At 64.5% G+C, this 12620-nt stretch carries 14 protein-coding genes and 1 riboswitch; of the genes, 4 read left to right on the top strand and 10 right to left on the bottom strand.

From position 1 onward, the window contains the following. Positions 1-24: 24 nt before the first annotated feature. The 5 genes from hemC to hemE all read right to left on the bottom strand — a co-directional run bounded on the left by hemC (position 25) and on the right by hemE (position 5604). The gene (gene hemC / locus ABQM86_RS14220) at positions 25-1023 is read right to left on the bottom strand and encodes a hydroxymethylbilane synthase (protein WP_207594077.1); all 999 of its coding nucleotides are present in this window, start codon (positions 1021-1023) and stop codon (positions 25-27) included. Beyond that, positions 1020-2243 (bottom strand): ferrochelatase, encoded by a 1224-nt coding sequence (locus tag ABQM86_RS14225; RefSeq protein ID WP_207594078.1) that lies wholly within the window; start codon positions 2241-2243, stop codon positions 1020-1022. Before ABQM86_RS14225 ends, hemC begins: the two co-directional genes overlap by 4 nt. Next, the gene (gene hemQ / locus ABQM86_RS14230) at positions 2240-2941 is read right to left on the bottom strand and encodes a hydrogen peroxide-dependent heme synthase (protein WP_207594079.1); all 702 of its coding nucleotides are present in this window, start codon (positions 2939-2941) and stop codon (positions 2240-2242) included. Before hemQ ends, ABQM86_RS14225 begins: the two co-directional genes overlap by 4 nt. Before the next feature lie 72 nt (positions 2942-3013). After that, entirely contained in the window at positions 3014-4483 is a 1470-nt protein-coding gene (gene hemG / locus ABQM86_RS14235; RefSeq protein ID WP_369744732.1) for a protoporphyrinogen oxidase, read from the bottom strand. Between the two features lie 5 nt (positions 4484-4488). Further along, entirely contained in the window at positions 4489-5604 is a 1116-nt protein-coding gene (gene hemE / locus ABQM86_RS14240; RefSeq protein ID WP_369744733.1) for a uroporphyrinogen decarboxylase, read from the bottom strand. Between the two features lie 158 nt (positions 5605-5762). Here hemE and ABQM86_RS14245 point away from each other — a divergent pair, with 158 nt between their 5' ends. Then, positions 5763-7085 carry a glutamyl-tRNA reductase gene (locus tag ABQM86_RS14245; protein ID WP_369744735.1) on the top strand — a complete coding sequence of 441 codons (1323 nt, stop codon included), beginning with the start codon at positions 5763-5765 and terminating at the stop codon, positions 7083-7085. 78 nt (positions 7086-7163) lie between these two features. Here ABQM86_RS14245 and moeB read toward each other — a convergent pair whose 3' ends face one another. Beyond that, complete coding sequence (gene moeB / locus ABQM86_RS14250; RefSeq protein WP_369744736.1) at positions 7164-8366, bottom strand: molybdopterin-synthase adenylyltransferase MoeB; 1203 nt, start codon at positions 8364-8366, stop codon at positions 7164-7166. 6 nt (positions 8367-8372) lie between these two features. Here moeB and ABQM86_RS14255 point away from each other — a divergent pair, with 6 nt between their 5' ends. Genes ABQM86_RS14255 through ABQM86_RS14265 form a run of 3 tightly spaced genes read left to right on the top strand, consistent with a single transcriptional unit; the run spans position 8373 to position 9720 of the window. Beyond that, positions 8373-9107: a TetR/AcrR family transcriptional regulator gene (locus ABQM86_RS14255; RefSeq protein ID WP_207594084.1), complete on the top strand. Its 735-nt coding sequence runs from the start codon at positions 8373-8375 to the stop codon at positions 9105-9107. A gap of 50 nt (positions 9108-9157) precedes the next feature. After that, positions 9158-9382: a DUF3107 domain-containing protein gene (locus ABQM86_RS14260; RefSeq protein ID WP_026539987.1), complete on the top strand. Its 225-nt coding sequence runs from the start codon at positions 9158-9160 to the stop codon at positions 9380-9382. 35 nt (positions 9383-9417) lie between these two features. Further along, positions 9418-9720, top strand: a complete 303-nt coding sequence (locus tag ABQM86_RS14265; protein WP_207594085.1) for a hypothetical protein — start codon at positions 9418-9420, stop codon at positions 9718-9720. 91 nt (positions 9721-9811) lie between these two features. Here the strand turns inward: ABQM86_RS14265 and ABQM86_RS14270 are convergent, their stop codons facing one another. The 4 genes from ABQM86_RS14270 to thiO form a co-directional block, all read right to left on the bottom strand. After that, positions 9812-10147, bottom strand: coding sequence for a 4a-hydroxytetrahydrobiopterin dehydratase (locus ABQM86_RS14270; protein WP_280623169.1), 336 nt, complete (start codon positions 10145-10147; stop codon positions 9812-9814). A gap of 33 nt (positions 10148-10180) precedes the next feature. Next, positions 10181-10978 (bottom strand): thiazole synthase, encoded by a 798-nt coding sequence (locus ABQM86_RS14275; protein ID WP_207594087.1) that lies wholly within the window; start codon positions 10976-10978, stop codon positions 10181-10183. Between the two features lie 4 nt (positions 10979-10982). After that, complete coding sequence (gene thiS, locus ABQM86_RS14280) at positions 10983-11219, bottom strand: sulfur carrier protein ThiS (RefSeq protein WP_207594088.1); 237 nt, start codon at positions 11217-11219, stop codon at positions 10983-10985. Continuing rightward, complete coding sequence (thiO, locus tag ABQM86_RS14285; protein ID WP_369744738.1) at positions 11216-12481, bottom strand: glycine oxidase ThiO; 1266 nt, start codon at positions 12479-12481, stop codon at positions 11216-11218. Before thiO ends, thiS begins: the two co-directional genes overlap by 4 nt. Continuing rightward, positions 12477-12595: riboswitch (TPP riboswitch) on the bottom strand. (Overlaps the previous gene by 5 nt.) Positions 12596-12620: the final 25 nt, after the last annotated feature.

Genomic DNA, 12620 nt, shown 5'->3' on the forward strand with positions numbered 1-12620 from the left:
GTTAGCCCTCGTGGATCATGCGGTTCAGGACGCGGCAAGGTCCGCGATCTCCGCGGCACCGGCAGCGAGCAACAACTCAGCCACCTCGATGCCGAGCAACGTGGCGCCGACTTCCGTGAGGCCATCGGTGGCTTTTTTCTCACGAACGGTCTTGGTGCCATCCACAGCGCAGACCACTGCCTCCAGGTGCAGCATGCTGCCCTTGCGGAAGGCGTAGGCACCCACCGGAGCAGCGCAGCCGGCTTCGAGCCTGGCCAACACGGCACGCTCGGCTGTCACCGCCAGCCGGGTGTCGTCGTCGTTTAATGCCGCCAAGGCCTGGGCCAGCACGCCGTTTGAACCCGCGGTGGACCCTGGCTGGCGCGGAGCATCCCCAGTTCGGCATTCGATGGCCAACGCACCTTGCCCGGGTGCGGGCAACATGACGTTGGTTTCGAAGAACTCACTGACGGTGTCCAGCCGGTCCATTCGTTCCAATCCAGCGGCGGCCAACACCACTGCGTCGAGGTCGCAGGACTTACCCGGCACAACCTCATCCGTGATGTTGCCCGGGAGGCCGGGAACCCGGCCGAGGCGGGTATCGACGTTGCCGCGGATGTCCAAGACCTCGATATCGGGCCGGGCTGCCCGGAGTTGGGCAGCGCGGCGTGGTGAGCCTGTACCTACTTTGGCACCGCCCGGCAGCTCAGAGAGCGTCATCCCGTCCCGTGCGCAGAGAACATCACGGACATCCACCCGCTTGGGTGTTGCAGCGATGCTCAGGCCAAGGGCTGCGCCGGTGGGCAGGTCCTTGAGGGAGTGCACCGCGACATCGCACGTGTCAGCCAGCAGCGCGTCACGCAAGGCGGCGACGAACACACCTGTTCCGCCCATCTGGGAAAGGGAACCGGTTTTGACGTCGCCCTCGGTCTTGATGTGAACCAGCTCTACCGGGAAGCCGCCAACCGCGGACAACTTGTCCGCCGTCTGCTGCGTCTGCGTCAGCGCCAGCTTGCTGGCCCTGGTGCCGATGCGAACGGTCACTTGGCAGCCTCCGCAGCCGGGTAGGCGTCGTGGCCGATGCCCACCGTGGTGCCAACTTCTGAAATAGCGGGCTTCGCTCCACGGAAGTTCTCGCAGCAGTTGGGGCGGCAAACGTCGTACCACGGTCCGAGGTCCGTGACGTGGGGGCGCTCGGCGATGTTGTTCTCCACCGTGCGTTCGCAGATCAGGTCCACCAGGCCGGACACGAACGCCGCGTGCGTACCCGGGGTGGGAACACGGGTTGCTTCAATGCCCAGGTTCTTGCAGGTTTCCAGGGCTTCGGTGTCGAGGTCCCAGGCAACTTCCATGTGATCGCTGACGAAGCCGAGGGGAACAATGACAACGCCGCGGACGCCATCGGGGGCGATTTCCTCAAGGTGGTCGTTGATGTCCGGCTCAAGCCACGGGATGTGCGGGGCGCCGGACCGGGACTGGTACACCAAGTCCCAGGCGACGTGGGGGGCCACGACATCCATGATGGCCTTGGCATTGGCCAGGTGCTGCGCAGCATAAGCCGAACCTTCGGCGAATTCGCGGGGCTCGTCCTCCGACCTGCCAGCGGCTTCGGCATCCCGCGTAGGGATGGAGTGCGTAGCGAACAATACGCGGATCTTTGAATCGGGATCTGACTCACCGGCAGCGGCAAGCTTGCCACGGATCTCTTCCAAGCCCGCAGACGTACCCTCCAGGAAGGGCTGGACGACGCCGGGGTGGTCGAAGTACTGGCGGATCTTGTCCACCTGGAGCTTGCCGTCCAATCCTGTTTCCGTCAGTGCAACGCCGATGTCTTCGCGGTACTGGCGGCAGCTGGAGTAACAGGAGTAGATGCTGGTGGTGAGCATCAGGAGCCGGCGATGTCCGGCGTCGTAAGCGTCCTGGAGTACAGGAGCGATGTAAGGATCCCAGTTGCGGTTACCCCAAAGGACCGGCAGTTCGATGTCGCGGCGGGCCAGCTCGGCCTCAATGGCGGCCTTCAGCTCACGGTTCTGCTGGTTGATGGGGCTGATGCCGCCGAAGGCGCGGTAGTGGTGGGATACCTCTTCCAGTCGCTCATCCGGGATGCCACGGCCACGGGTGACGTTGCGCAGGAACGGGATGACGTCATCCTGCCCTTCAGGTCCGCCAAAGGAAGCGAGCAGCACGGCATCATAGTGCTTGGCTTCCTGGCGCCCACGCTCAGTGACGGCGTTCGTTGCGGTGGAGACAGCGGGGCTGGTCATGCGAGAACCTCGGCAATCTCGGCAGCCGTGACCCGGCGGCCGGTGTAGAAGGGGATTTCTTCGCGAACATGGTGGCGGGCTTCGGTGGCCCGCAGGTGGCGCATCAGGTCCACCAGGTCCACCAGTTCAGGTGCTTCGAGGCCAAGGATCCATTCCCAGTCACCCAGCGCGAAGGAGGACACAGTATTGGAGATGACCTGCGGGAATTCGCGTCCCAGCAGGCCGTGGTCGCGGAGCATCTTGCCGCGTTCGTCCGTCGGAAGCAGGTACCACTCGTAGGAGCGGACGAACGGGTAGACGCAGAGCCAGGTGCTCGGTTCAACGCCGCGGGCGTATGCCGGCACGTGGCTCTTGGAGAACTCGGCTTCGCGGTGCACGCCCATGGCAGACCAAACGATGTCGGTGCCGGCGAAAAGCTTGCTGCGGCGGATGGAGCGGACGGCGGCCTGCAGGTCCTCCGGCTTGGGCCCGTGGAGCCACACCATGATGTCCGCATCCGAGCGCATCGCCGAGACGTCGTAGCTGCCGCGGAGGATTACTCCACCCTCAGCGAGCTTCTCCGCAAGGGCGTCGAATTCCTGGGCAGCATCGCCGCTGCGCAGGACGTCGGCCGATCGCTTGAAGACCGTCCACAGCGTGTAGAACTGTTCTTCGGTTTCAGCAGTTTTAGTGACAGATTCGGCAGAAGTGTGGCTCATGGTTCAAGTTTGCCCCGTGCCAGCCCCTAAGTCGAAACGGATCAGTTCTACAACACGTAGAAGTGATGCAAATCACAGTTTTGAGGCATTCTCGGCTACGGCTGCGGCGAGCTGTGTCCGGGTGTCGGCCACCACGGCAGCCAGGCCATTCCCCGCCAACCAGCCTCCAACCACCGTCAAACCGGAGGCCGCGGCACACACAGCGCGCACGTGCCCGACCCGCTGTTTATGACCGACGGCGGCGAACGGCAAGGCTCCGGCCCACCGCACCACATCCCAATCCACGATGTCCGCCCGGGAGACCGGCACCGTCAACAACGCGGAGGCATCCATCAGCGCCGCGGCAAGGAGTGCCTCATCATCCAGGATGATGTCCGCTCCCCCGGCAGCTTCTTCACGCCGGCCATAGGACAGGCGCAGGACATGCGTCCCCGGCCCGGCTTCGCCCGCCAACCAGTCCCATTTGGCTGTCGCGTGGGTCAACGCCTTCGCCTTGATTCCGGGAGTTTGTGGTGCCACCAAAATTCCGGTCCCGCGGGGCCTGCTGTCAAGCTCGGGAAGGTCCACCACCATGGTCACGAGGCTTACCAGCGGTCCGGGTGCCGGACGCAAACCGGACAGTTCCGGCAAGGACTGCTCAAGAAGCCCGACGGCGGCCGGGCCGTCGAGCGCAACCACCAACCGGCCGGCGTCGTACGTGGAACCTCCGGCGGTGACCCGCCAGCCGTCCGGGGTCTTGGCCACTGCGTCGGCGCGCTTTCCGGTCATCAGCCCGACGCCGCGTCCGCGCAGGTCCGCCACGAGCGCAGTCACCAGCGAATGCATGCCACCTTGCAAACCGGCGACGGCGGATCCAGCCTTGGCCGGGCCGGATGCGGAGCCAGCGGCGGCCCTGCGCTGGGCCGCCACAGCGGCGGCCAGTGAGCCATGCTGACGAATGCCCGCCCGCAGGCCTGGCGCAACCATGTCCACATCCAGAAGACCGGGGTCGGCCGAATGGACACCGCCCACCACCGGGGAAACCAGCCGGTCAAGGACCCTCTTGCCCATACGGCTCCGCACAAGCGCGGAAACACTGGTGACCTCCGAGGACGTACCAAAGGCCGCCGGAAGCCAGGTGTCCAACGAGGCACGGATGGCTCCGGCGAGTCCCAAGGAACGGCGGACTTCCGGATCCCAGGGATTGGCGGGGATGCCCAGGATTCCCGTTTTGGGTAGTTCCTGCGGCCCGTCGGGTAATTGCACCCAGGCACCTCCGGGGTGCGGGGAAACGATTTTGTCCGCCAGGCCCAGCTCTCCGGCGAGATTGGCAACAGCCGGCGACCGGGTGGCAAACGATTCCGCCCCACTGTCAAGCTGCAGCCCGGCAACGACATGGCTTCCCACGCAGCCGCCCCAGGCGTCGCCCGCTTCCAGGATGGTGACGGCAAAGCCGCCCATGGCAAGTTCACGGGCAGCAATCAGGCCTGAGACGCCGCCGCCCACCACAACGGCGGACGGCCTGTCGGCCGGTGGCTTTGGCGTTGGGTGTCCCCCGCGCATCGGCACTACTCCGAAGGGATGGAGTGGATGAGTTCCACGACGCGGGTCAGGACGGTGGGATCCGTTTCCGGAGGCACTCCGTGGCCCAGGTTCAGCACATGGCCCGGCGCTTGGGCTCCGGCCGCAATGACCTCACGGACATGGGCTTCAAGGACCTCCCACGGAGCGGAGAGAAGTGCGGGATCGATGTTTCCCTGCAGCGGAACGGTGCCACCCAAGCGGCGGTTGGCCTCATCCAAGGGGAGTCGGTAGTCCACGCCCACCACGTCCACTCCGACGTCGCGCATCGCGACCAGGAGCTCGGACGTCCCCGTGCCGAAATGAATCAACGGAGCACCCAGGCCACGGACATGATCCAGCGCCCGGGCGGACGCCGGCGCGACGTACTTGGTGTAATCAGCCAGGCCCAGTGAGCCTGCCCACGAGTCGAAGAGCTGCGCAGCCGAAGCACCCGCTTCGAGCTGGGCCTGGAGGAACATTCCGGAGGTGTCGGCGGCCCAGTTGGCCAGTGCCGCCCAGGTTTCAGGATCTGCGTGCATCATGGTCCGGGGTCCGAGGTGGTCCCGGGACGGCTTGCCTTCAACCATGTAGGCCGCCAAAGTGAAGGGGGCGCCGGCGAACCCAATAAGCGGGGTTTTCCCGAGTTCAGCAACAGTCAGGCGGACGGCTTCGCGGATGGGTTCCAGCGCCTCCCACGTCAGCGTGGGCAGGGCCGCTACATCAGCGGCGGTGCGGACAGGTTTGTCCAGGACCGGTCCAACACCGGGGACGATGTCCACGCCCACACCGGCCAGCTTCAGCGGAATCACGATGTCGGAGAAGAAAATGGCCGCATCAACATCATGGCGGCGAACCGGCTGGAGGGTGATTTCCGCCGCAAGTTCCGGCCGCAGGCAGGAGTCCAGCATCGCCACGCCTTCGCGTACCTTCAGGTACTCGGGCAGGGAACGGCCTGCTTGACGCATGAACCACACTGGCCTGCGGGACGGCGTGCCGCCGCGGTAGGCGGTAATCAATGGCGAGTCCGAGGTCCGGCCGTCCTTCAGCGGGTGGTTGGCGTCGAGGGTTCCCGCCGGGGCGTTGGAGGCCGTACTCTTGGATGCTGCCGAGCTAGAAGTCATGCCTTCGATTGTGCCGAAAATCCGGTGCAAAAGATAACGACAAGCTGTCACGTTGAGCGCCTCCCGGGCCTTTGTGGCGGCGATCACTCCCCTGCGTGTGGATCGCCACGGTGCCATATTGTTCTACCGGGCTACGAAAAAGCTATGATTGGGGTGCTGTGGTTCTTTTCTCATTGGTGGCTACACACGCCGACATCGACCTCGAAACTGTCGCTCAGTTGAGCAACGGTTCCTCTGAGCTTGCCTCGGCAGCCCTGACGGACTCCCCGGTGGTTTCCGGTGCCGTGGTCCTGGCGACGTGCAACCGCTATGAGGTTTACGGCGAAACGGCCAACGGGGCGGACCTCGAAGCAGCGCGCTCCGCCCTCGTTTCCCAGATCAGTGAACTGAGCGGCCTGAACGAGCAACTCGTCTCCCGTTCCTTTGCTACCCACACCGGCCCTGACGTCACCCGCCACCTCTTTGCCGTGAGCGCCGGGCTGGACTCCGCCGTCGTGGGCGAACGCGAAATCGCCGGGCAGGTCCGCCGGGCACTGATTACAGCCCAGCAGGAAGGCACCGCGAGCTCCGGCCTCGTCCGGCTTTTCCAGGCGGCTTCCAAGACCGCCAAGGATGTTGGCGCGCAAACCGCCCTCGGTTCCCGGGGCCTCTCGATCGTGTCCGTCGCCTTGGACCTCGCAACCGACCTTGCCGAGAACGATGACTGGTCCACCAAGAAGGTCGTGGTCTTCGGTACCGGGGCATACGCAGGCGCCACGATGTCCCTTCTCCGGGAACGCGGCTGTACTGATATCTCCGTCTACTCGTCGTCCGGCCGCGCCGAAGGTTTCGTCGCCACCCGCGGTGGGACAGCGCTCGACGCCGACACTCTCCCAGCCGCTGTTGCCACAGCTGACGTCATGATCGGCTGCAGCGGATCGGACAACCGTGTGGAGGCCGCAGACCTCGCCCGTGTCCGTGCACAGTCGGGCAAGCCGTTGATCGCCATCGACCTTGCCCTCACCCATGATTTCGATCCCGCCGTGGGCGAACTCGACGGCGTTGAGCTCTTGACGCTTGAGTCCGTTCGGCTCGCCGCACCCCAGGAACAAGCAGAGTCGCTGTCCCAGGCAAGTGCAATTGTCACCGGCGCTGCCGCGTCCTTTGAATCCGAACGCGAAGCGCGTTCCGTGGACACGGCCATCGTGGCGCTTCGCCGCCACACCATGAACGTCCTGGACGCCGAGATGGAAAAGGTCCGCGCCCGTCACGGTTGCACGGCCGCCGCCGAAGAAGTGGAGTTCGCACTCCGCCGCATGGTCAAGCAGCTCCTCCACATCCCCACAGTCCGTGCACGCGAACTTGCCGCCAACGGACAGCAGGATGACTACGTCGCAGCCCTCGAGGCACTCTACGGAATCCAGGTGGAACAGCCCCAGGCTGCAACCCCGGCCGCCGAATGCCCCGTGGACCACCAGCAGCTCCGCTCAGAGAGCGCCTGAGCAGACGGGGCCGTGCCCTCGAGCCCCAGGCATCCGCTCATGTGGGACTGCCAGGCACGGCTGGGGGCGAAAAACGACCTAGTAAACGGGTTTCGCCGGCTCGACGTCGCGCACCCAGGCGAGGATACCGCCGTCGAGGTGGCTGACCCGCGTGTAACCCGCTTTCCGCGCAGCCTCCAACACAGCAGCCGAGCGCGTGCCGGCCTTGCAGTGGAAAACGATGTCCTTGTCCTGGGGCAACTCCACCCACGCTTCACCCGAGAGAATACGGCCCTGCGGGATGAGGACTGAACCGTCAATACTGACGATGCTGTGCTCCCCCGATTCCCGGACATCCACCAAGTCGAAGTCCCGCTCCCCCGCCTCCCGCTCTGCGAGCATCGCTGCAAGGTCCTTCGCGGACACAGTGTGTTCCTGGTCGGTTGCTGCCAAAGGCGTCACACCGCAGAAAGCTTCGTAGTCCGTCAGCTCCGTGATGGGTTCGGCTTCCGGGTCCTTGGATACCCTGATCTCGCGCCAGCTGCCGCCAAGTGCGTCAAAGAGCGCTACCCGTCCCAGCAGTGAACGCCCGACGCCGGTGATCAGCTTCACGGCTTCGGTCACCATGAGCGAACCAACCGCTGCGCATAACATGCCGAACACTCCGCCCTCGCCGCAGGAAGGCACCGAACCGGCGGGAGGAGCTTCAGGGTAGAGGTCCCGGTAAGTGGGTCCGTGCTCGGCCCAAAACACGCTGACCTGGCCGTCGAAGCGGAAGATGGAGCCCCAGACATAGGGCTTGCCGAGGATGGCGGCGGCGTCGTTGACCAGGTAACGCGTGGCGAAGTTGTCCGCGCCATCGAGGATGAGGTCGTACTGCGCAAACAACTCCAAGGCGTTGGATGAGTCCAGCCGGATGTCGTGCAGGACGACGTTGACCAGCGGATTAAGTTCGTTGATGGCGTTGCGGGCCGACTCGATCTTGGGGATGCCCACGTCCTTCACGCCATGGATGACCTGGCGTTGCAGGTTGCTGAGGTCCACTACGTCGTCGTCAACGATTCCGAGTGTGCCAACGCCGGCCGCAGCCAAGTACAACAATGCCGGAGAACCAAGTCCGCCGGCGCCTATGACCAGCACTTTGGCATTCTTAAGCCTGCGTTGGCCCAAGGCACCGATTTCGGGAATGATGAGATGCCGGGAGTATCGCTCCACTTCGGCCGGCGTGAGTTCGGCGGCCGGTTCAACAAGGGGCGGCAGGACAGCGGGCGCAGCAGGGCGGGCAGCAACAATTGAGGCCATACCCCAATGTATGCCTGCCGATGCCGCCCGGTCATATTACCCACCGGTAGAGTGGTCATAACTGCAAAGGAAAGGCGGCAGACTGTGGCTGACGGCACAAGGGCACACGATGGGGCACCGGCCAAGCAGGAACGGGCTGTTTCAACGCGTTCACCAAGGTTGCCGCGCGACGAGCGCCGGGCGCAGTTGCTGAATGCGGCGTTGGAAGTTTTTGTCTCCAACGGATTCCATGGTGCCGCCATGGACGAGATCGCCGAGGCTGCCCACGTGAGCAAGCCGGTGCTGTACCAGCACTTTCCGTCCAAGCGTGAGCTCTACATGGCCCTCTTGGACAGCCACCTGGCCGCGCTGACTGAACTGATGCTCAGCGCTTTGAACTCCACCTCGGACAACAAGGAACGCGTGAAGGCCGTGATGCGGGCCTACTACCGGTTCATCGCTGATGACGACCAAGCCCACCGTCTCGTCTTCGAATCTGACCTCATCAACGATCCCGATGTAAGTTCCCGTTTGGAGACGTTCAACAAAACATTCGCTGATGCGGTGGCCCATGTTATTGCCGAGGACACCAAGTTGCCTCCCTTGGAGGCGCAGCTCCTGGGCCGTGGTCTGGCCGGAATGGCGCAGGTCAGCGCACGCTACTGGCTTGAAACGGACGGAAACCTTGACCTCGATGTGGCCAGTGATCTGATCTATCGTTTAGCTTGGCGCGGAATCAGTCGATTCCCCAAAGAGTCCTAGGCTACAAATAGAGGACTGACTTAATACTTGATTGGCTTGGAGGCCTTGCTGTGGAAGTAAAGATCGGCATTCAGAACGTTGGCCGTGAAATCGTGCTCGAATCCGCTTTGGATGCGGACGCGGTGGCCAAGATCGTGGCAGAGGCCGTGTCCAAGGGCTCGGAATTGCGCCTGACCGATGAAAAGGGCCGCCAGATCATTGTTCCCGGCAGCGTCCTGGGCTACGTGGAGATCGGCGCAGAGGAAGTCCGCCGCGTCGGCTTCGGTGCCCTCTAGGCCCTCCACATAACGCAGTCCGCAAAGGAGTCTTCATGCTTTCACTCGTCGTGGTGGTTCTGGCCACCATAGCCACCGGTTTCATCGTGTGGGCCAACGACAAGAGGCACGGCAAGTACGGCATCGCTTTGCCGGCCGGTGTTTCGGTGGCTGTGGGCACCCTGGGCTGGATTGCGTTCATCAGTGCCGGCCTGGGCTACCAGCCCGGGGCAACCTGGATTCCCTGGGTCTTGCCGATCGTCCTGGGAACTGCCGCCGCCGCAGCGGTGGTGGTCTTCCTGGGCCGAACCCGCACCCGGCACGATACTGCGGCGCTCACCAAGGCGCTCAAGCTCTAGCAGCAACAAGAACACACGACAGTGACCGCCGCCCTCGGGCGGCGGTCACTGTCGTTTAACGCCTTGTCGCAATGGTTCGGGGTCAGCTGGTTCAGGGTTCCGGATACCGCTCCGGCTGGGCGATTGCACCCAGCGCCGCTGCGGCTTCACTCACGGAAGCAGCAGCGGTGATGTCGCGTTGGGTGACTTCTCCGCCTGCGTCGTGGGACAGGTACCGCAGGTGGACCTTGTTGTAGCGCCATTCCAGATCCGGATGGTGGTTTTGGTGTTCGGCGATCTGTCCGATCGCTGCAATGAGGGCCAGCGCTTCGGCCGCCGTCGGAGTTTTATAGACGGTTACCAGGCCGCCCTGGTACTTCCAGTCGCGTAGCTCCCGGAGGGCATCGTCGACATCCGCCTGGGTCAGATGGTCATGGTTCCCTGCCACTGCTGCTCCTTCTCCCGAAGACCCGGCGGACACTTAGAGGAACTCTGCCCGGCCCTCCATGGCCGACGACGCCAAAGCGTGCTCACGCCGCGGAATCCGTCCTGCCTGCTTGGCCAGCCTACCGGCGATCACGGCGTGCTTGAAGGCCTCACCCATTTGCACCGGGTTCTGCGCCCGGGTGACAGCGGTGGCCAGAAGCACGGCGTCGCAGCCCAATTCCATGGCGAGGGCAGCATCGGAGGCGGTTCCTATTCCGGCATCGAGCACCACGGGTACTGAGGCCCGGGACACGATGAGTTCAATGTTGTGCGGGTTCAGGATCCCCAGACCGGTTCCGATCGGCGAGCCCAGGGGCATCACTGCGGTGGCACCCAGGTTTTCGAGGCGCAGTGCCAGGACGGGATCATCGTTGGTATAGGCGAAGACCTTGAATCCACGGTTCACCAGCTGTTCCGTTGCCTCGACGAGTTCCACTGCGTCTGGAAGGAGCGTGTGTTCATCGGCGATGACTTCCAGCTTCACCCAGTCGGTTTCCAGTGCCTCGCGTGCCAGTTCAGCGGTCATCACGGCGTCTCTGGCAGTAAAGCAACCGGCGGTGTTGGGCAGCACCCGGATTCCGTGGTCCACCAGGAGTTGGAAGAGGGATCCTGTTTCAGCGGGTGAGTAGCGCCTCATGGCTACTGTGGTGAGCTCTGTCCCGGACGCCAGGAGCGCAGCGCCCAGACCGTCCAGGCTCGGGGCACCTCCCGTCCCCATGATCAGGCGGGATCCGAAGTGGACGCCGTCGATCACCAGGGCGTCAGTAATGACCTCTGTGTTTGCTGTCGTCATGAAGTCAGCCTCCTTGGACTGCGGTAACAAGTTCGAGTTCATCCCCGTCGGCGAGCGCCGTTGCGGACCATTGGCTGCGTGGCACCACCTCGGAATTGCGGGCGACGGCGACGCCCAGCTTGCCACCGTCGGCTGCCTGTCCGCGGTGGTCCAGAGCGCGGCCGGTGACGGCCGTGACCAGGGTGCTGACTGAAGCATCCTCCGGCACGGCGTGATCGGATCCGTTGAGTTTGATGTTCATGTTGTTTCCTTGCTGGGAGCGTGTGCCGGCGTAAGCGCCAGCGCTGTGGATGAAGTGGCCGCGAAGCGGTCCGGGGAAAATGATGCCCACCGGGGGTCCGACGTGCCGTTGATCAGCCCGCCCACGATCCGTGCGGCCGCGGGCGTCAGGAGGACACCATGCCGGAAGAATCCTGTGGCGATCACCAGACCATCAACATCCCCCCGGGGGCCAACGACCCGTCCAAGCAGCGGTGCGTTGTCCGGAGTGCCGGGGCGGGCCCGGGCCGTTGCTTCGAGCAGCTCAAGTTCCGCCACTGCGGGGACCAGGGCCTGGGCGTCCCGCAATAACTGGTAGACGCCCCCGGCTGAGACCGCGTTGGACGCTGCCGACAGTCCGTCCTCGCGCTGGGTGGCCCCGATGACTACAGTGCCGTCGTCCCGGGGCACGATGTAGACGGGCACTCCACGGACCATCCCACGGACGGTGGAGGTGAGCAGGGGCCGGAGGTGTTCAGGCACCCGAAGCCTGAGGATGTCGCCATATACCGGCCGCAGGGGAAGGCTGAGCCCGTCGGGGAGCCCTTCCAGGTCTGCCGCACCCAGTCCGTTGGCGACCACCGTTTCGGTGGAGTGGACAGCGGCGCCGGACTCGAGTTCCACTCCTGAGACCCGCCCTCCGTCCCAGAGCAAGCGGCGCGCCGTGGAAGTCATGGCAAACCCATCGTCGGCGCCCGAAACCCACGTGTAGTCGCTGGCCGCGTGGCGTGCCAGTCCCGAGAGCAGGCATGCCGCCAGCTTGCGGGGATCGACCTGATGGTCGGCGGGAACGTCGAAGGCACTGGAAATTTGGGGGCTGAGGAGGGGTTCGCGATCCCGGGCGTCGCGCAGGGACAACGGCTCGACCCCCAGGCCCGCAGCAAGCTGTACCGCACGGAGGTCTGCCAGTGCCCTGCGGTCCGCGGCATCGGCACCCACGGCAAGTGTCGGCGTCGTGCGGTATCCGGTGTCTTCCCCTCCGCGGGGCAGGCTTGCCGCGAAAGACGGCCACAGCCGGGACGATTCGAGCATCAACTCCAGGAGATCTTCCTCCTGGTAGTGAAATTCGCTCACGGGGGCAAGCATTCCGGCGGCAGCAAACGTAGCCCCCGAAGCCGGTGCGGGGTCGATCACCACCACGGAGCGGCCAAGTCGCCGCGCTTCGCGGGCGATGCCCAGCCCGATGACGCCGCCGCCAATGACGGCCACGTCGGCCTGGAGCGGGGTTTGGCGGGGAACTGCCATTGCGCGTTTCCTTCCCTACGCCGGTACTAGCCGGATCAGGTCAAGCGGTCGGCTCTTAAGCCCTCTCAGCCGGACAGTCATATGACGAACGTCGCGGCTCCCGCAGTACGTGCCCAGTTTAGAGGAACTACTCTGGGTT

The organism is Paenarthrobacter sp. AMU7 (assembly GCF_041200195.1).
In the GTDB taxonomy this organism is placed as follows: domain Bacteria; phylum Actinomycetota; class Actinomycetes; order Actinomycetales; family Micrococcaceae; genus Arthrobacter.

What these genes read in the sequence shown, in the direction of transcription:
- thiO (WP_369744738.1), bottom strand. Translation starts at nt 12,481, where the DNA reads ATGGCAGTTCCCCGCCAAACCCCGCTCCAGGCCGACGTGGCCGTCATT.
- ABQM86_RS14265 (WP_207594085.1), top strand. Translation starts at nt 9,418, where the DNA reads ATGCTTTCACTCGTCGTGGTGGTTCTGGCCACCATAGCCACCGGTTTC.
- moeB (WP_369744736.1), bottom strand. Translation starts at nt 8,366, where the DNA reads ATGGCCTCAATTGTTGCTGCCCGCCCTGCTGCGCCCGCTGTCCTGCCG.
- ABQM86_RS14225 (WP_207594078.1), bottom strand. Translation starts at nt 2,243, where the DNA reads ATGACCAGCCCCGCTGTCTCCACCGCAACGAACGCCGTCACTGAGCGT.
- hemE (WP_369744733.1), bottom strand. Translation starts at nt 5,604, where the DNA reads ATGACTTCTAGCTCGGCAGCATCCAAGAGTACGGCCTCCAACGCCCCG.
- ABQM86_RS14255 (WP_207594084.1), top strand. Translation starts at nt 8,373, where the DNA reads ATGTATGCCTGCCGATGCCGCCCGGTCATATTACCCACCGGTAGAGTG.
- ABQM86_RS14275 (WP_207594087.1), bottom strand. Translation starts at nt 10,978, where the DNA reads ATGACGACAGCAAACACAGAGGTCATTACTGACGCCCTGGTGATCGAC.
- thiS (WP_207594088.1), bottom strand. Translation starts at nt 11,219, where the DNA reads ATGAACATCAAACTCAACGGATCCGATCACGCCGTGCCGGAGGATGCT.
- hemG (WP_369744732.1), bottom strand. Translation starts at nt 4,483, where the DNA reads ATGCGCGGGGGACACCCAACGCCAAAGCCACCGGCCGACAGGCCGTCC.
- hemQ (WP_207594079.1), bottom strand. Translation starts at nt 2,941, where the DNA reads ATGAGCCACACTTCTGCCGAATCTGTCACTAAAACTGCTGAAACCGAA.